This window comes from Kutzneria sp. NPDC051319 (assembly GCF_040682195.1).
Lineage (GTDB): Bacteria > Actinomycetota > Actinomycetes > Mycobacteriales > Pseudonocardiaceae > Kutzneria.
The window spans coordinates 1-18,199 of record NZ_JBFBAM010000001.1 but is presented as its reverse complement, the minus strand read 5'-3'; the positions used below and the strand labels follow the sequence as shown (position 1 = coordinate 18,199).

Here is an 18,199-nt window from a genome sequence, read left to right as displayed (position 1 = left end):
CCTGCCGGAGGCGGGGCAGCCAAACACATTAGCCCGGGTAGAAGGGCACGGCCGAGGATCCGCGGCCGACGTTGACGCCGCCCTGCACCCGCCACACCGATCCCGAGTCCGAGGAGGTCCACATACCCCCGGCGTCCACCACGATCACCGAACGGCTCGGCGCCGCCGTGACGGCCGTGACCGGCGCGGTCAGGTTGGCCGCGTTGTAACGGGAGAACACCGGATCGCCGTCGGCGGCGACCTGCACGATCGGCGACTCCGGCGACGAGGTGGCGACCACCAGCTGGTCCTGGAGCAGCCAGTCGACGCCCACGACGCTGGTGAGCGCGTCCGGCAGCAGCGGTCGGGGCGAGCGCAGCGCCACCGTGTCCGAGTTGGGCGTGCGGACGACCGCGCAGACGATCAGCTGCGAGTTGGCGATCACCGCCGCGCGAGTGCCGTCCCGGGACAGCCTCAGGTCGGTGATGGTGCCGAGCTGGCTCAGGTCGTTGCTGTTGACCGACCGCGCCACCCAGGTGCCGTCGGCCGACTTGACCACGCGGGCCACCCGGCTGCCGTCGGCCACGGTCCAGACCTCGTTGCTGGGGTCGGTGGCCGAGTCGGCGGAGACCCAGGTGGGCCGGGTCAGGGTGCCCGCGGTCAGGTCGACCACGGACGCGGCCTGGGTGAGGCCACCCACCCTGAGCTCGGCGTTGGCGCCCGGCTTGCTGATCGTGGCCAGCTCGGTGCCGTCGATCGACTGGGCGGCGGTCAGCACGGTGTAGCTGCCGTTGCCGGCCGGCCCGTTGATCGGCTTGCCGTCGGCGAGCTGCTTGACCCGGCCGTCGTGCACGAGCAGGCCGGTCAGGTCGGGTCCGGGGCTGGTGCCGATGTCGTAGGCCGGCAGGTCGCCGATGCGCCAGTCCAGGCGCTCCGACGACAGGGCGGCGCCCTCCACCTCGACGCGGATGCGGTTATTGGTGACACCGGCCAGCGACTGCACGATCTGGGCGATCATCAGCTTCACGTTGCCGGCCGAACCCGTGTCGCCGGGATGGCTGAGGTTGACCAGCACCGCGCCGTCGCCGGTCTCGGTGACCCCGGTCGCCAGCACCGCCTCGGGGCTGAGCGCGCTGGTCACCGCGCCCTGCATGGCGTCGGACGGTCCGGCCAGCAGCCGGTCGATCACGCGACCCGGCAGACCGCTGGCCGGCTGGGCCACGATGTAGCGCAGATCGGGCACGAGCACGCGCTTCTGCGGGTCCAGGAAGTACACGCGGGTCTGCCGGTACACCTCGTTGAACCGGTCGAGCGTCATGAACACGCCCGGCGGCGGCGAGCTGATCCGCCACTGGCCGTCCTGCTTGTCCAGCTCGATGGTCAGCGTGGTGGGCGTGGAGGTCGGCACGAACGCGAAGTCCGAGCCCAGGCGGCCGATGATCTGCGCCGTCAGCAGCACCTTGGCCTGGTCGGGCTTGGTCTGCTCGGGCAGCGTGTTGTACGTGTTCTGGATGATCGTGATCGACGAGGCCGGCTGCCACCGCCCCTGCGCCGCCTTGGTCAGATACGGCCGGCCCGCGGCGTAGCTGCTGGTCGAATCCGCGTTGGCGTCCAGGAACGCCCGCACCAGATCCGCCGGCGCCAGCCCCGACGGCGGATCCGGCACCGGCGCCGCCTTGCCGCCCCCGTCGCCCGCCGCTATGCCCTGCGCCGGCGTCTCGTCCGGAATCGCCGCGCACCCCGCCACCACGACCAGCGCCATCAGCAGCGCCATCACCGCCGCGGCCGGCCGCCACCTGCGGATCACCGGGCCTCCCCCGCCGACTTCGAGGCCAATTCGCTCCCGCCGCCTCCCGGCACATCGTCGAACTCCGGATCATGCCCAACCCCTGCCGGCTCGGACGCCGGGCCAGGCACGTCATCGAACTCGGGGTCATGCCCGATCACCGCCGAACCCGCCCGATCGGGCACACCCCCGGACTCGGGCGCAGGGCTGGGCACATCATCGAACTCAGGATCATGACCGACCGCCGCCGAACCCGCCCCGGCCGGGACACCACCGGACGCCGACGCGACGCCGGGCACATCGTCGAACTCGGGATCATGGCCGACGGCCAACGGATCCGCCGCCGGGGTGGCAACGCCTGTGGGCGCGAGGCCGGGGACATCGTCGAACTCAGGATCATGGCCGACGGCCGACGGATCCGGCGGGGTGGGAACGCCGACAGGCGCGGAGTTGGGTACGTCGTCGAACTCGGGGTCGTGGCCGACGACGGCCGAATCGGCCCGATCGGGCACGCCGGCGGGCGGCGGGCGGTGCACGTCGTCGAGTTCGGGGTCGGGGCCGATTTCGCCGTGGTCGGGGGCGGGCTCCGCGGAGGCGGAGTGCCAGGCGATGGGGAGGTCGGGGGTGGCCTCGTCGAGCTCGACGGAGTCGGCGGACTGCCAGGCGATCTCCTCGACCTGGGCCTCGGCGTCGACCTCGGTGACGACGAGGGGGCTGACCTCGTCCTCCTCGCCTTCGCGGAAGGGGCGGACCTCGTCGGGCGGCAGCGGCAGTGGGCTGTCGGTGAGCTCGGCGCCCTGGCGGCGGGGCAGGGTGAGGCGGAAGCAGGCGCCCTGGCCGAGCGCGCCCCAAGCCTCGAGCCAGCCGCCGTGCAAACGGGCGTCCTCGACACTGATGGCCAGCCCCAGACCGGTGCCGCCGGTGCGGCGGTTGCGGGAGGGATCGGCCCGCCAGAAGCGGTTGAACACGAGCTCGGCCTCGCCGTCGCGGAGGCCGACGCCGAAGTCGCGGACGACGATGGCGACGGCGTTCTCGTCGGCGGCGACGCGGACCCGGACAGGGAGGCCCTCGCCGTGGTCGACGGCGTTGTTGAGCAGGTTGCGGAGCACACGTTCGACGCGGCGGGCGTCGACCTCGGCGGGCACCTCGACGTCGGGCAGGTACATCTCGACAGAGCTGCCGGAGCTGGCGGCGACGGGGCCGACGGCGAGGACGGCGCGCTCGACGACGCCGCGCACGTCGACGAGGTCGGCGGCGAGCTCGTCGACGCCGGCGTCGAGGCGGCTGATCTCCAACAGGTCGCCGAGCAGGGCCTCGAAGCGGTCGAGCTCGTCGACGAGCAGCTCGGTGGAACGGGCGAGACCGGCGGGGAACTGCTCACGGGAGGCATGCAGCACGTCGGCGGCCATGCGGACGGTGGTGAGCGGGGTGCGAAGCTCGTGCGACACGTCGGAGGTGAACCGGCGCTGCAACAGCCCGAACTCCTCCAGCTGACGGATCTGGGCCTGGATGCTCTCGGCCATCTCGTTGTACGACTCGGCCAGCCGCGCCACGTCGTCCTCGCCGACCACGGGCATCCGGTCGTCGAGCTTGCCGTCGGCGAACCGCTCGGCCACCTCGGCGGCCTGTCGCACGGGGCGGACCACCTGCCGGGTGACCAGGTTGGTGATGCCGGCCAGCAACAGCAGCAGCGCGATGCCGCCGACGATCAGGGTGTTCTGCACGACCTCGGTGGTGTGCTGCTCGGGGGTGAGCGGGAACAGCAGGTACAGCTGCACGGGATGGTTGGTGCTGGGCACCTGGGCGCCGACCATGAGCATCGTGGTCGGCACGTTGTCGCGCATGACGGTGTGGATCCGGCTGGCGATCTCGTCGTTGAGCACGAACCGCTTGAGATCGTCGGGGATGTCCGCGTAGTGCGTGGTCGCGGTGACGTTGCCGGCGGCGTCGGTGGTGCGGGCGTCGGCCAGGATGGGCTCGAACGCGCCGGCCGAGGAGCCGTCGACGTTGGCCGAGCCGCTGCTGGTCAGGGAGTTGAGCGCGGCGTTGAAGCGGCTGCCCAGGCTGTCCGGGCCGGGGCTGACGCCGACCAGCTGGTGCTGCACGGCCTTGACGCTGGCCTTGATCTGCACGGTCGCGGCCTGCGTCTTGCTGCTGAGCATCTGGTCGGTGATCTGCGACTGCAGCACCATGCCCAGCACGAAGACGACGGCCGAGGACAGCGCGAGTGTGCTCACCACCACCCGCAGCTGCAACGACCGCCGCCACAGCTCACTGGCCCGTTGCCAGCGCTCCCGCACCAGGGCCGGCGCCTCCTGCAGCCACCGGGTCACCGGCCTGGTGTCGACCCGCATCCGTCAGGCCCCGATCACGGAGGACCGGCCTTGTATCCGACGCCACGGACCGTGAGCACCACCTCGGGGTGCTCCGGATCCTTCTCGACCTTGGAGCGCAGCCGCTGCACGTGCACGTTGACCAGCCGGGTGTCGGCCGCGTGCCGGTAGCCCCACACCTGCTCGAGCAGGACCTCGCGGGTGAACACCTGGCGCGGCTTGCGGGCCAGGGCCACCAGCAGGTCGAACTCCAGCGGCGTGAGCTGGATGGCCTGCCCCTCCCGGGTGACCTCGTGACCGGGCACGTCGATCGCCAGGTCGCCGATGGCCAGCACCTCGGCCGGCTCGGACTCGGTGCGCCGCAGCCGGGTGCGGATGCGCGCGACCAGCTCCTTGGGCTTGAACGGCTTCACCACGTAGTCGTCGGCGCCGGACTCCAGCCCCAGCACGATGTCCACGGTGTCGCTCTTGGCCGTGAGCATCACGATCGGCACGCCGGACTCGGCGCGGATCGCCTTGCACACGTCGATGCCGTTCATCCCGGGCAGCATCAGGTCGAGCAGCACGATGTCGGGTTTGAGCTCACGGAGCGCCGGCAGCGCTCGGGCGCCGTCGGCCACGACGGCGGTGTCGAAGCCCTCACCGCGCAGCACGATGGTGAGCATCTCCGCCAGGGCCGGGTCGTCATCGACCACCAGGACGCGTGCCTTCATGCCTACCATCGTCGCACTGCTGGCCGGGCGGCCGCGCGCACCCCAGCGATCACCACCGGCTGCGATCGGTCCGTTGCGCTCCGCCGTGGTGCTCCAGCGGTCGGTCATGAGCCATCACCACCCTCGTCCCCGTCGAGTTCACGAGCTACAGCGTGTAACGCTCACGGTTCGTTACCGAGGTTATAGTTGAAGCTTAAACAAGCCTCGGGAGGCAGCGATGGCGATCCGCCGGCTCAACCACGCGGTGCTGTACGTGCGCGACACCGGTCGCAGCGTCGCCTTCTACACGGAGGTGCTCGGCTTCCGGGTGGTGCACCAGTTCCCCGGCGCCGCGTTCCTCCAGGCGCCGGACTCGGACAACGACCACGACCTCGGCCTGTTCCAGGTCGGCCCGGACGCCAAGCCGTCGGGCGCCGGCAAGGAGACCGTCGGCCTGTACCACCTGGCCTGGTCGGTCACCACGCTCACCGACCTGGCCGCGCACGCCGACCGGCTGCGCGAGGCGGGCGCCCTCGTCGGCGCCTCCGACCACGTCACCACGAAGGCCCTGTACGCCAAGGACCCCGACGGCATCGAGTTCGAGGTGTCCTGGCTGGTGCCGCTGGATCGGGTCACCGACGCGATGCGGGACACGACCGGCATGGGCCCGCTCGACATCGACGCCGAGATCGAGCGCTGGGGCGCCGACCTGGTCGGCGCGCTCTGACCCAGAAGCTGATCTAGCCCAGGAGCTGATCGGCGAGCGCCGCGAAGTCGGCGCCGCCGACGCCGTCGACCACCGTCCACGGGGCGAGCCACCCCGTGTCGACGAACTGGTCGTAGACCACGGCGCAGCGGGCCTGGAGGCCGTCGTCGGTCTCGTAGCTGTCCCGCTCGCGCTCGGTCTGCTCACGGCCCGCGGCGCGGGCGGCGGCGACCTCGACGGGAACACGAAGCAACAGCTGGCGGTCGGGCAGCGGGAGCTGGAAGCGTTCGACCTCAAGGTCATGAACCCAGCGCACGAAATCGCCGTTTACATCCTCATGGAGCCGCGCCGCCCCGTATGCCGCGTTGGACGCGATGTAGCGATCCAGCAGCACGACGTCGTGCTGGGCGAGCGCCTCGGCGATCACCGGCGCGGCCGCCTGGCGGTCGAGGGCGAACAGCACGGCCATGCCGTGCACGGACTTCACCAGGTCGCCCAGGCGCAGGTACATGGCGTCGCGCACGAGGTCGGCGTGCACGTCCTCGCCGTAGCGGGGGAAGGCGATCCGGGTCGCCGTCGCACCCCGCTTGTCCAGCTCCGCGGTCAGCGCGTCGGACAGCGTCCGCTTGCCCGCGCCGTCCAGTCCTTCGATCACGACAAGCCTCGCCATGGGCGTCCACGCTACGGACTTAACCGATCGTGTGATGAAACGGCCCTGGTTGGACGGGACTCTGACGGCTGGGCAACCTATCGTGTTCGTACCCGCGCCAGACGTAGCCGCAGATGGGAAGGGCCGTGGGCGGAGTCGACTACTACGAGTTGCTGGAGATCAAGCCTGGCGCCTCCCAGGCCGAGATCAAGTCTGCCCACCGTTCGCTGGTGAAGGTGCTGCATCCGGACGCCGGCGGCAGCCAGATCATGTTCCGGCTGGTCCAGGAGGCGTACGAGACGCTGTCCGACCCGGCCCGGCGCGCCGCCTACGACCAGCGCCGGGCCCGAGGCGTGCCCGAGCAGCGCCGGCCACGGCCGGCGACGCCGGAGTGGGAGACGTGGGAGGAGTACCAGGAGGAGGCCGCCGACGCCGAGCGCGAGGAGCGGCCGCCGGAACCGCCGCCCAAGCCGGCGGGCTTCCCGTCCGGCCTGCGGACCATCCCGACCGACTCGATCCCGTGGTGGCAGCGGGTCAACCCGAACGCGCGGGTGCACTGGCGGCCCGGCTTCGGCTGGGCCCAGCGCTGGTTCTTCACCGTCGCGACGGTGTGGACGGCGCTGCTGGTGGCCACCGTGGTGCCCATGCTGGCCAGCGGGTTCTCCTTCGTCGCGGTGATCGTGATCGTGCCCATCGCCTACGTGGCGGTGACGATCGCGGGCAAGGCGACGCCGAAGTTCCTGGCCGTGATCACCTACATCTGGGCCGGCGGCATGGCCGCGCTCGGCGGCTACGCGATCACCACCGGGGCGCTGTCCGGCATCGCCGTGGTGCTGCTGGCGGCGGGCGTGTTCGCGCTGCCGCCGCTGGCCCGCTGGTACCTGTCCTCGCGCGTGACCGAGCGGATCTTCACGCACGAGTTCCGCACGTTCAACCTGTTCGGCGCGCCGGGCACGCGGCTGCTGCCGTCCGAGGACGAGCCGGTCAAGGACTGCACCCAGAGCGAGTGGATGACGCTGGACCTGCTGTCCGGCTACCTGGGCCAGATCCCGGCCGCGCGCATCTTCCACGGCCTGGCCTGGCCCGGCTCCTCACGGGCCGAGGTCGACCACGCCGTGCTGTGCGGGCGCAAGCTGCTGCTGATCGAGTCCCGGACGTGGCCGGCCGGGCACTACACCAGCGACGGCAACGGTGGCCTGCTGCGCGACGGCGAGACCTTCGACGGCGCGTCGCTGCGGCTCGGGCGGACCGTCGCGGCCTACCAGATGCTGCTGCCCAAGGTTCAGGTCGAGGGCATCGTCCTGGTGCACACCGAGGAGCCGGGCCTGGTGACCTGCCGGATGCCGGACTCCGTGCCGCTGGAGGTGCTCAGCCCGGAGACCTTCGTCCGCCACGTCGGGGCCCGGCTCGCGGAGGAGCCGGCAGTCGTGGAACGGGACGTCTTTCTCACACTGCTGGACCAGGTCAAGCAGTGACATGGTGCCGCCTCCGGCGGCACGGCTCGACTGTGCTTGTTGGCGCCGCCTCCGGCAGCGCGGCGAGGCCGCTCGTGACCGGTGCCTCGCCCTTGCTGGACTTTCGAACGCCGCATCGGCGCGGTGGTGGGGCGCGTCGGGTGGCGGCGATCGAAAATCCAGCAACCGTGCGAAGCACCGGCGCGGCCTCGCGACCGGTGCGCTGCCGCTAGGGCGAGCTTGTCGGGCACTGGCGGACTGCCAGGACGTCGGGGCCGGTGACCGTGAGGGTGGCGGAGGCGATGGTTTCGGCGTTGGCGTCGCCGGAGCCGTCGGAGGAGATCCGGAAGTCGGAGGCGCCGTTCTCGCGGTGCGCGAACTTGGCGTCCTTGACCGTGATCGTCACGTCCTTCCACGTGTTGGTGCCGGTCTTGGTGATCCGCTTGGCGTCGACGTAGGCGGCGTTGACCGAGTCGTACTGGACGACGAACGTGTCGGTGCCGCTGTCCAGGTACCGCACGGTGATCGTGGCGTCGTAGGGCCCGGTGCCGGGGATGGCGCGCCCGTCGGCCTGGAAGTACAGGTACCGGTAGTCGCCCCAGTCGTGGGCGTGCGCCATCTTCCGCGCCGACACGCCGCCGACCTCGACCGGCGCGGTGGCGCCGTCGTTGGCGTACTCGACCTGGGTCAGCCCGCAGTCGGTGTTGGTGGCGCCGAGCGTGCTGCACCCGGTGGTCGTGTGATCGGTCCCGGCCACGGCGAAGTAGGCCGTGGCGCGCTGCTTGTCGCCGAAGTCGACGCTCACCGGGTAGATGCCGCTCGCAGCGGCATTCAGTTGCACGGCGGCGGTCGAGGTCCCGTTGGCCGGCACCACGAGTTGTCCTCGCGTCAACGATGCCGTCGCACCGGGCGCCACGGTCAGCGTCCACGGCACCTGCACCGGGTGGTCGGTGATGTTGCGGGCGCCGACCTGGAACGTGTTCTGGGTCGACGTGCCGAGCGGCGTCAGGTAGCCCAGCGCCGGCGCCTCACCGTCGCGATAGGACTTGGGTGGCGCGGCGGTCCACGTGGTGCCCTCGGCCAGCCGGTACTCCACGCGGCCGCCCCATGACAGCAGATCCGACGGCAGCCAACTGCGGTTCCAGTTGACGCCGTTCACCGCCATGCCCTGGATGTGCGGCCCGACGCCCTGAGTGTCGATCACAATCTTGCGGCCGGTGCCGGTCTTGATCTCCACGTGCGGGAACACCGGCGTGTTCACGGCCAGGTCGGTGGCGCCGGGCGTGACGGGGTACAGGCCCATCGCCGACCAGACGTACCAGGCCGACTGCGCGCCGAGATCGTCGTTGCCGGGCTCGCCGTCGGGCGTCGGGGCGAACAGCTCCGTCTGCACCCGATGCACCACGTCCTGCGTCTTCCACGGCTGGCCCAGGTAGTTGTATGTCCACGGCACGCTGAACATGGGCTCGTTGCCGGCCCAGTAGTACGGCTGCACCGGGCCCACGTTGAGCTTGGTGAACAGGTCGTCCAGGCGCTTGGTCGCCGCGTCCCGGCCGCCGATCGCCCCGATCAGGCCGGCCAGGTTCTGCGGCACCATCCACGTGTACTGGGCGGCGTTGCCCTCGGAGTAGCCCGTCGGCGCGAACTGGCCGGGCGGCGGCGGCACAAGCACCTCGCCGGCCGGGTAGGCGCCGTCGGCGGCGTGTTGGCGGACGTAGCCGGTGGTCGGATCGAACACGTGCTGCCAGTTCTGGCCGCGCCGGGCGAAAGTCGCCGCGGTGTCGTCGTCGCCGAGGGCATCGGCCAACTGCCCGATGGCGAAGTCGTCGATGGCGTACTCCTGCGTCATCGACACGTTCTCGTCCGCGCCCATCGGCACGTAGCCGAGCTGCTGGTAGGCCACGACATTGGGCCGTTCCTCGTAGCCCCAGCCGACCTTGCCGTCCTTGGTGGCGCCCTTGACGAGCTGGGACAGGGCCTTGGCGGTGTCGAAGTCCCGCGCGCCGAAGGCGTAGGCGCCGGCGATGATCGGCGCGATGGAGTCGCCGTTCATCACGCCGGACTCGTCGTTGTAGACCGGCCACTTCGGCAGCCAGCCGTACTGGTCGGCGTCCTCGACCAGGGACTGCATCATGTCTGAGGTCTCGTCGGGGGCCAGCGTGGCCAGCAGCGGGATCTGGCAGCGGTAGATGTCCCAACCGGAGAAGTTGGCGTACTGGGTGCGCGGTCCGGCGTTGTGGATCTTGCCGTCGAAGCCCGGGTAGTTCCCGTCGACGTCGTTGAAGGTCACCGGGTACTGGAGCGAGTGGTAGAGGGCGGCGTAGAACGTCTTCAGCTGAGGGGCCTGGCCGCCGCCGATGGCGATGCGGCCGAGATAGGACGCCCAGCGCTGCTGCGTCGCCGTCCGCATGCCGTCGAAGTCCCACGCCGGGGCGTCGGCGGCGATGTTCTTTGCCGCCCCGTCAGCCGAGACGAAGGAGATTGCCACCTTCGCCCGTATCGTCGCGTCCTTGCTCGTGTCGAAGTCGAGGGTCGCTCCGACCTGTGGCCCGGCGATCTGCGGGCCGGCCAGGCCACGGGCCTTCTGCCCCGGCGTGACGACGTTCGGAACCGCCCGGGCGCTGCCCGCCCACGACGTCTTCGCGGTGAACGGCCGATCGAAGGTGATCGCGTAGTGGACGGTGTACTTGTTGCCCTGGCCGCAGAATCCGCCCGAGGTGGCCGAGCCGGTGACGGTGTGGTCGTCGGGGAAGGCGACACTGGCGTCGGTGTCGCCGTTGAGGCTGCCGCCGGCTTTGACCAGCACGTGCGCGGGGGCGTTGGGCGGGAAGGTGAAACGGCCCTGGCCGGCCCGCAGGGCGGTGGTCAGCTCGGTCTTCACGCCGCCCGCGGTGACGGTGTAGTAACCGGGCGAGGCTTGCTCACCTGAGTGTGTGAACGGCTCCTGCAACGACCAGGGGCTCGCGCCGACGTCGCCGCTGACCGGCAGGATCGGGACGTCGCCGAACTGGCGGCAGCCGACCGAGGCGTGCGTGAGGCTGAAGCCCTTGATGGTCTTGTCCTCGTAGGAGTAACCCGCGTAGTGGTCGGCGGTGTCCGGGCTCCACTGGAGCATGCCGAACGGCGTGCTCGGGCCGGGAAAGTTGTTGATCTCACCCACGGCCGCGCCTGCGGAACCGGTTCCAATCATGGGGTCCGTCACCGCGACCGGATCGGCCAGCGGCGGTTGGCCGGCCAGAGCCCGTGGCGCGAGAGGGACCAGATTGAGCAGGACCAACGCGAGCAGCGAGACGACGAGCGGGCGCATCGGACCCCCAGGACGGTGACAACGTTGACAGCGTCTCCAGCAGTGTCGAGCCGTTGCCGCCGGCTCGACAAGTGATCGTCAAAAACTCGCACGGATGGCCGCAAGAGACGCACCGTGAAGGTCACTCGGAGGGGTCGCTATCAATCACCAAAACGAGTGACTACTCTAACGTCCACTTCAGACACGGCGGGCCGGGAGATGGGTGGTGCCGCGTTGGCCGGGGAAAGCCTGGACGCACCGAGTGACAAAGTGCACCCGACTGGCGGACTGCCGCCCACGCTAGCCACTGCGCTGCGTGACGGGCCGTTCCATCAGGCCCTGCACCAGGCGATCACCCATCGCGGGCTGCCGCTGGCCCGGCTGCGAGCGGCCCTCGACGACGCCGGCACGCACATCGGCCAGTCGACGCTGAGCTACTGGCAGCGCGGGTTGCGCCGGCCCGAGATGCCGCGGGCCACCGAGGCCGTGCTGGCGCTGGAACAGGTGCTGGACCTTCCGTCCAACTCGCTGCTCGGCCTCATCGAGCCGATGGGCGAGCACTCGGGACGGTCCACCAACCTCGCCGCCGAGGAGTTCGAGGCCGACCTGCGCAACGCCTGCCTCGACGTGCTCGCCCTGCACGAAGTTGTCACCGTCAACGCCGCGCGGACTCGGCGGTCGGTGCTGAGCCGGCTCGTCGTGCGCGCCTGCACCGACGGCGCCGACCGGTACCTCGCGCTGCACCCCGCCGACGAGCAGGGCCACGTCGAGCACTCCGCCGTGCACACCGGGGAGGGCTGCCGCGCCGGGCGCATGCGCAAGCGCGGGCCCGACGGCTCAGTGGCGTTCGAGCTGCTCTTCGACCGGCGGCTGTCCCCGGGCGAGACGCTCGTGTTCAGCTACACGGTGATCGACACCGCCACCGGGCAGACCGGCGGACACCTGCGCCGCTTCCCGTCCGCCGCCGGCAACTACCTGTTACAGCTGCGCTTCCACCGCGGCGTCCTGCCGGCCCGCTGCTTCCGTGAGCAGCACGGCGACGACATCCGGCACGAGGAGCTCAACTACGGCCTCGACGGCGTGGTGAGCGCCTACTTCGAGCCCGTGGACTGCGACCGCGCCGGCATCACCGTCCACTGGGGCCCGGCGTAAACGCTTCCCCTGATGCAGGGAAGGACGCCTTACCCGCGTTGAACGAGGGTAAGGCGTCCTTCCCTGCATGTGGTCTAGCAGTTGCTCAGTAGCGGTAGGCGTTGGGCTTGAAGGGGCCCTCCACGTCTACGCCGATGTACTCGGCCTGCTCCTTGGTGAGCTTGGTCAGCTCGCCGCCCAGGGCCTCCAGGTGGATCTTGGCCACCTTCTCGTCGAGGTTCTTCGGCAGCACGTAGACCTCGTTGTCGTACTCCTTGAACTTCGTGAACAGCTCGACCTGCGCGATCGTCTGGTTCGAGAAGGAGTTGGACATCACGAAGCTCGGGTGGCCGGTGGCGTTGCCCAGGTTGAGCAGGCGGCCCTCGGACAGCACGATGATCGCCTTGCCGCTGGGGAAGACCCACTCGTCGACCTGCGGCTTGATGTTGTTGCGCCGCACGCCCGGGACCTTGGCCAGGCCGGCCATGTCCAGCTCGTTGTCGAAGTGGCCGATGTTGCCCAGGATGGCCAGGTGCTTCATCTCGGACATGTGGTGGGCCATCACCACGTCCTTGTTGCCGGTGGTGGTGATGACGATGTCGGCGATCGGCAGCACCGTCTCCAGCTTGGCCACCTGGTAGCCGTCCATCGCCGCCTGCAACGCGCAGATCGGGTCGATCTCGGTGACGATGACCCGCGCGCCCTGGCCGGCCAGCGACTCGGCCGCGCCCTTGCCCACGTCGCCATAGCCGCAGACGACCGCGACCTTGCCGCCGATGAGCACGTCGGTGCCGCGGTTGATGCCGTCGATCAGCGAGTGGCGGATGCCGTACTTGTTGTCGAACTTCGACTTGGTGACCGAGTCGTTGACGTTGATCGCCGGGAACAGCAGCTCACCGGCGGCGGCCATCTGCGTGAGCCGCAGCACACCGGTGGTGGTCTCCTCGGTCACGCCGCGGATGGACCGGCCGGTCTTGGTCCACTTCTGGCCGTCGACCTCGAGGCTGTTGCGCAGGACGTCGAGGATGACCTTCCACTCCTCGGAGTCGTCCTCCTCGGCCTGCGGCACGACGCCCGCGGCCTCGTACTGGGTGCCCTTGTGCACCAGCAGCGTGGCGTCGCCGCCGTCGTCGAGCAGCATGTTCGGGCCCTCGCCGTCCGGCCAGGTCAGCATCTGCTCGGTGCACCACCAGTACTCGGGCAGCGTCTCGCCCTTCCAGGCGAAGACCGGCACGCCCTTGGGCTCCTCCTGCGACCCGTGCGGGCCGACCACGATCGCCGAGGCGGCGTGGTCCTGGGTGGAGAAGATGTTGCAGGAGGCCCAGCGGACCTCGGCGCCGAGCGCGACCAGGGTCTCGATCAGGACCGCGGTCTGCACGGTCATGTGCAGCGAGCCGGAGATGCGCGCGCCCTTGAGCGGGTAGACCTCCGAGTACTCACGGCGCAGCGCCATCAGGCCGGGCATCTCGTGCTCGGCCAGCCGGATCTCCTTGCGGCCGAACTCGGCCAACGAGAGGTCCGCGACGGCGAAGTCGACGCCATTGCGGGTTTGCAGCTTCGGCGGGGCGATCGCCGTCATCGTGGAGTCCTCCAGAGCCGATTGGTCGTCGGCCATGCACACTAGTCGGTCCGCCACGCCGGAGGCTCGGACACGGGTCATTGCCGGCTGAATGGCCCAGGATGGCCCGGTGCTGATAGCAGGACCCGACACCCGTGTCATCGAACTGCGGGTGCACGGTGTCATGGGGACCACACCGGAATCACTGGTCGACGCGGTCGTCGCCGTGGACGTGGCGGGCGACGGCGTCGGCCGTCTGGTGCGCCCGGCCGACCGGCTGCGCAGACCCGCGCCGGGGCCGGTGCTGCAGGCCGGCGGGCGGCCGGTGCCGCGGACCGTCGAGGGCTACCTGTGGAGCGCCATGACGTCCGGCGGCGCGGCCAAGGCCGCGTGGGCCCTGCTGCTGCCGTTCTCGTTGGCCAACATGACGCACTGGATGCTGCCGCCGACCGGTCGCTTGCTCGGTGGGACGCTGCGGTCGCTGGTGCGGCTGGCGGCGTTGGTGCTGACGATGCTGTTGGTGACGCAGTTGACAGTGGTGAGCCTGGACCTGGTGGCCGGGCAGTGGCTGGACCAGTTCACGCAGCTGCGGCCGTGGCGGGCGCCGATCGGGCTGGCGCCCGTGTTGATCGTGGTGGCGCTGCTGCACAAGCTGTCGGCCATCGACTGGAAGGTCGTCAAGCCGTCGCCCGCGCCCCGGCTGGACCTGCTGCCCGGCGCCCGGATCGCCGCCGACCCGGACGCGCCGGCGCTGCATGTGTTGCACGCCACAGCGGGGCTCGCGTCGGCGGCGCTGCTCGCGGTGGGCGGTCCGTTCGGGCCGTCGTCGGACCGCGTGTTCGTGCCGTGGGTGGCGGCGTGGGTGCTGATCGGGTTGAGCGTCCTGATCACGTTGGCGTTGGACGCGCCGACCGAGGGCCGGTGGTTCAAGCCGTGGGCCCGCCGGTTGTTGGTCGTGGTGACGCTGGTCGAGGTCTGCGCGGCGGCGTTGACGCCGATGCCCGGCCATGGGCAGCACCTGCCCGGCACGGATCCGACCGTGGAGTCGATCGCCGCCGTGCTGGGGTTGGTGTGCATCGTGTTCGGGCTGGTGCTGATCCCGGCGGCGGTGTTGGCGCGGGGCGGGTGGTCGGAGTTGCCGGCCTCGCTGCGGCCGTGGGCCGGCGGCTGGATGGCGGCGCCAATTCTGGCGACGGCCGCGCTGCTCGGTGGCGGGTTCGGGGCCGGTGTCGCGATCACCGTGCAGAAGGCGCTTGGCGACGATTCCCTACAGCTTCCACCCGGATATCGTTACGTGACAACGCTGTGGGGCGTCGCCGCGGTGCTGGCCGTGATCGTCGGGGCTGTTGGTGCGGCCGTCTTTGTGGTGCCGCGTGGGCGTAAGCCAATCGAGATCGACCTGCTGCACGGGGGAAAGCCGGAGGACGCGGCCCGCGCGGCTCAGGCGTGGCGAGCGGCGCGGTTGAAGCGGAATCATGCCCACCACGCGATTCTCGGTACCGCCGGCGTGCTGTCGGCCGGGACTCTGGTGTCGTTCCTGATGCAGGTGCGCGGCGTCGCCCTGCCGTGGTGGGCGCAGCCCCTGCCGGGCATCGGCATCACCGCGCTCGGGGCGCTCGCGGTAGGGGCGCTGCGTCAGGTGTACGTGGCGACGAAGTCGCCGGGGGCGGCGCGGCAGCTGGGTCTGCTCAGCGACATCGCCGGGTTCTGGCCGCGGGAGGCGCATCCCCTTGTGCCGCCTTGTTATGCGCTGAAGGCGATCCCGGAACTTGTTGCCAGGGCGCGAGAACACCTCGCCGACCCGGGAACCCGGGTGGTGCTGGCCGGCTACAGCCAGGGCAGCCTGCTCGCCGCCGTCGCCGCCGCCCGCCTGTTGGACACCTTGCCGGCCCACGAGCGTGAACGCGTCGGCCTGGTCACGGCCGGGTCGCCTCTGCAGTGGGCTTACCCACGGGCGTTTCCGGCCGTGGTGTCGCACGATTCGTTGGCGGAGCTGGCCAAGGCGATGAACGGCCGGTGGCGGGCGGTGTGCCGTGGCACCGACGCGATCGGCGGCGGCGTGACGACGTGGGAGCGGCAGGCGTTCGACGGGCAGCTACTGGGCGTCGGCTTCGAGGGGGCCTTGCCGGCCGCCGAGCGCAGCCCCAACGGGGCCCTGGTGCTCGGCGGCGACCACTGGCTGGCCGATCCTCAGCAGGGCCCGCTCTCCGGCCGTCGATGGAGCCCCGGCGTGCTGCGGCATCGCGACTACACGTCCGATCCGGAGTGGGACCACGCGATCGCCGCGGCGGCCGGGCTCGATGTGGCCGAGCCGCCGCTGACATTGTGGAACTTCAAGCACTGAAGTGGTTGGCCAGCAGGGCATCCGCCGTCTCGACGCGGCCGGCGTCGGCCAGCAGGCCGGCCGGCGCCAGCACGTAGTGCCGGTCGACGGTGATCTCCGCGTTGCGCAACACCGGCCGTAGCACGGGATCAGCGCGCAGCCGTTCTTCGATCGCGTGGAGGTGCTCGGGGGTCGCGTGCCGGAAAACGCCGCCGGACAGCACGAGCAGGCCCGCGCCCTTGGGGCCCAGCTGTCCGTCAACGAGCCGCAGGTGTCGGCGCACCGCCAGCGTCGCGGCCAGCCCGGCCAGCGTCGCATCCACGTCCCGGCCGTGATCGTCGTCCGGGATCCAGTCCACAGCGGCCGATCGTTTTTGCGCTTCCTCTTCCAGATCTGTTTGCGTGTCAAGGCGTTCCACCTTCGCCTCGGACACGATGCCCGGGGCCGACCAGCGCATGCCGAGGTCGCCTTCGACCGTGCGACGATCCGGCGGCAGCGCCACCGTCCGCTGCATGACATTCTCGTCCACAGTGGACACTGCCGAGTAGACGTCGGTCGTCGCGCCGCCGACGTCAACGACAAGGACGGCACCCGCCTCTCGGGCCGCCAGGATCGTCGCCAGGCGCGAGACGCCGCCGAGCACCGCGTCCGGCGTCACCGCCCTGACCAGGTTGCGGAAAGTGTTGCCTTTGGACAGTCCCTTGCCGCCGATCACGTGGCGCAGGAACAGTTCCCGGATCGCCGCGCGCGCCGGCCCCGGCGCCAGCTCTCCCACGTCCGGCAGCACGTTGTCCGTCGCCACCACCGTGCGGCCGGTCTCGCGCAGCAGCGCCTCCGCCTCCGCGCGGGCGTCCGCGTTGCCCGCCAACACGATCGGCGGCTTCAGCCGGTTGGCCGCGATGCGCTTGGCGTTGTGCAGCAGCACGCTGCGGTCGCCGCCGTCCGTGCCGCCGGCCAGCAGCACCAGATCCGGCCGGGTGGCACGAAGTTCACGGATCGCCGCGCCATTCAGTTGCCCCGCAACAACATGGACGATCTTGGCGCCGGCCGACAGCGCCACCCGGTAGCCGGCTTCCGCGCTCACCAGCCGTTCCTGGCCGACCACGGCCAGCCGCAAGCCCCCGCCGGCGCTGGAACAGGCCAGCACCGGCAGACCTTGAGCGTCCAAACGGGTGGTGACGGATGCAATCCCATCCAGCACTTCCGGCGCAGTGGTGGGATGTTGCGCCGTCCCCACCAGGATCCCGCGCTCGTCGACCAGGGCGCCCTTGGTCCACGTCGAACCGATGTCCAGGCACAGCAGCGTGCTCATAACAGACAAGCTACGTTGTGCCCGCGCACTGGCGTGAAAGCGGGCGCTGCCTCATTCTGTGTGTGGAAGATCACCTTCCCCGCCCGAGGGAGGTCAGCCATGCTCGCCGAACGCCAACCCACCTGGACGTTGCAGATCGGGGTCCGACCGGACGTCCGCACCGCCCTCTTCCTCCGGGACGTGCTCGCGCTGAGCGTGCCCCACGACCCCTACCCGCCGACCGATCCGTGGGTGCCCGTGCTGCCCGCGCCCGGCGTCGACCGCGCGGCCGTCTGCGACGAATGGCTGCACTGGTTCGACGGCATCCTCGACGGCATGTCGCTCGGCGACGACCGGTGGATGGCCCGGTGGCCGGCCGTGTGCCGGGCGCTCGGCGCGCTCATCGAGCCCATCCGGCAGTGGGACGCCCAGCTCACGCGGCACGAGCTGCGGCACGGCCGGCACCGGGACAGCTCCCGGCTGTGGATCACCGACCTCGTCTCCGACGTCGGCGCCGAGCTGGAGCGGTCCGTCCGACCGTTCCACCTGATGATCACCGAACTGCCCGTGCGCGGGCAGTTCTGGATGCGGCGCGGGTTCAACCAGGTGCTGGCCTCCCCCGCCCTCATCGACAACACCGCCGCGTTCAGCTGGGCGCTGCGGCCCGTGCTGCGGGAGATCGCCTAATGTCCTGAGTTGTTAATGCGGGAGCAGTAGCGGGCGATGGAGTCGAGGATCTGGTCGGCGGTCTTGGTCCAGACGTAGGGCCGAGGGTTGTCATTCCAAGTCCGAATCCAGTCGCGGATGTCGGCGTTGAGCGCACGGACGCTGCGATGCGCGCCGCGTTGCAGCTTCTTGGTCGTCAGCTCGCTGAACCATCGTTCGACCAGGTTGAGCCAGGAGCTGCTGGTCGGGATGAAATGCAGCACGAACCGGGGATGCGCAAGCAGCCATCGCTTGATCGCAGGGGTCTTGTGGGTGGAGGCGTTGTCCACGACGACATGGACGTCC

Annotated in this window: 12 protein-coding genes and 1 pseudogene; 5 read left to right on the top strand and 8 right to left on the bottom strand. The window is 70.5% G+C overall.

Going from position 1 to position 18,199, the window contains the following annotated elements; translation table 11 throughout:
- Nucleotides 1–28: 28 nt before the first annotated feature.
- From AB0M73_RS00065 to mtrA, 3 genes and pseudogenes are all read right to left on the bottom strand, one after another.
- Nucleotides 29–1,786: an LpqB family beta-propeller domain-containing protein gene (locus AB0M73_RS00065; protein ID WP_363885058.1), complete on the bottom strand. Its 1,758-nt coding sequence runs from the start codon at nt 1,784–1,786 to the stop codon at nt 29–31.
- Between the two features lie 731 nt (nt 1,787–2,517).
- Nucleotides 2,518–4,119: pseudogene (gene mtrB / locus AB0M73_RS00060) on the bottom strand (MtrAB system histidine kinase MtrB); the annotation flags it as partial.
- Between the two features lie 14 nt (nt 4,120–4,133).
- On the bottom strand, nt 4,134–4,811 hold the full coding sequence (gene mtrA / locus AB0M73_RS00055; RefSeq protein ID WP_043731303.1) for an MtrAB system response regulator MtrA: 678 nt from the start codon (nt 4,809–4,811) through the stop codon (nt 4,134–4,136).
- A 217-nt stretch (nt 4,812–5,028) separates the two neighbouring features.
- On the opposite strand from mtrA, the gene AB0M73_RS00050 reads away from it, so the two are divergent.
- A complete protein-coding gene (locus AB0M73_RS00050; RefSeq protein WP_363885053.1) occupies nt 5,029–5,517 on the top strand; it encodes a VOC family protein in 489 nt (162 codons plus the stop codon).
- A gap of 13 nt (nt 5,518–5,530) precedes the next feature.
- On the opposite strand, the gene AB0M73_RS00045 is transcribed toward AB0M73_RS00050, so the two are convergent.
- Complete coding sequence (locus AB0M73_RS00045) at nt 5,531–6,166, bottom strand: dTMP kinase (RefSeq protein WP_363885051.1); 636 nt, start codon at nt 6,164–6,166, stop codon at nt 5,531–5,533.
- Between the two features lie 125 nt (nt 6,167–6,291).
- Between AB0M73_RS00045 and AB0M73_RS00040 the strand changes: the two genes are divergently transcribed.
- On the top strand, nt 6,292–7,620 hold the full coding sequence (locus tag AB0M73_RS00040; RefSeq protein WP_363885047.1) for a DnaJ domain-containing protein: 1,329 nt from the start codon (nt 6,292–6,294) through the stop codon (nt 7,618–7,620).
- Between the two features lie 208 nt (nt 7,621–7,828).
- Here AB0M73_RS00040 and AB0M73_RS00035 read toward each other — a convergent pair whose 3' ends face one another.
- Nucleotides 7,829–10,906, bottom strand: coding sequence for a GH92 family glycosyl hydrolase (locus AB0M73_RS00035; protein WP_363885044.1), 3,078 nt, complete (start codon nt 10,904–10,906; stop codon nt 7,829–7,831).
- A 249-nt stretch (nt 10,907–11,155) separates the two neighbouring features.
- Here AB0M73_RS00035 and AB0M73_RS00030 point away from each other — a divergent pair, with 249 nt between their 5' ends.
- Nucleotides 11,156–12,037 (top strand): hypothetical protein, encoded by an 882-nt coding sequence (locus tag AB0M73_RS00030; protein ID WP_363885040.1) that lies wholly within the window; start codon nt 11,156–11,158, stop codon nt 12,035–12,037.
- A gap of 85 nt (nt 12,038–12,122) precedes the next feature.
- On the opposite strand, the gene ahcY is transcribed toward AB0M73_RS00030, so the two are convergent.
- Complete coding sequence (gene ahcY, locus AB0M73_RS00025; protein ID WP_043731298.1) at nt 12,123–13,595, bottom strand: adenosylhomocysteinase; 1,473 nt, start codon at nt 13,593–13,595, stop codon at nt 12,123–12,125.
- Between the two features lie 109 nt (nt 13,596–13,704).
- Between ahcY and AB0M73_RS00020 the strand changes: the two genes are divergently transcribed.
- On the top strand, nt 13,705–15,918 hold the full coding sequence (locus AB0M73_RS00020; RefSeq protein WP_363885037.1) for a hypothetical protein: 2,214 nt from the start codon (nt 13,705–13,707) through the stop codon (nt 15,916–15,918).
- On the opposite strand, the gene AB0M73_RS00015 is transcribed toward AB0M73_RS00020, so the two are convergent.
- On the bottom strand, nt 15,908–17,209 hold the full coding sequence (locus tag AB0M73_RS00015; protein WP_363885034.1) for a glutamate mutase L: 1,302 nt from the start codon (nt 17,207–17,209) through the stop codon (nt 15,908–15,910). The genes AB0M73_RS00020 and AB0M73_RS00015 overlap by 11 nt on opposite strands.
- A 99-nt stretch (nt 17,210–17,308) precedes the next feature.
- On the opposite strand from AB0M73_RS00015, the gene AB0M73_RS00010 reads away from it, so the two are divergent.
- On the top strand, nt 17,309–17,875 hold the full coding sequence (locus AB0M73_RS00010) for a hypothetical protein (RefSeq protein ID WP_043721982.1): 567 nt from the start codon (nt 17,309–17,311) through the stop codon (nt 17,873–17,875).
- Here AB0M73_RS00010 and AB0M73_RS00005 read toward each other — a convergent pair.
- A partial coding sequence (locus tag AB0M73_RS00005) for a transposase (RefSeq protein ID WP_363885031.1) occupies nt 17,872–18,199 on the bottom strand: 328 nt, incomplete at its 5' end. The genes AB0M73_RS00010 and AB0M73_RS00005 overlap by 4 nt on opposite strands.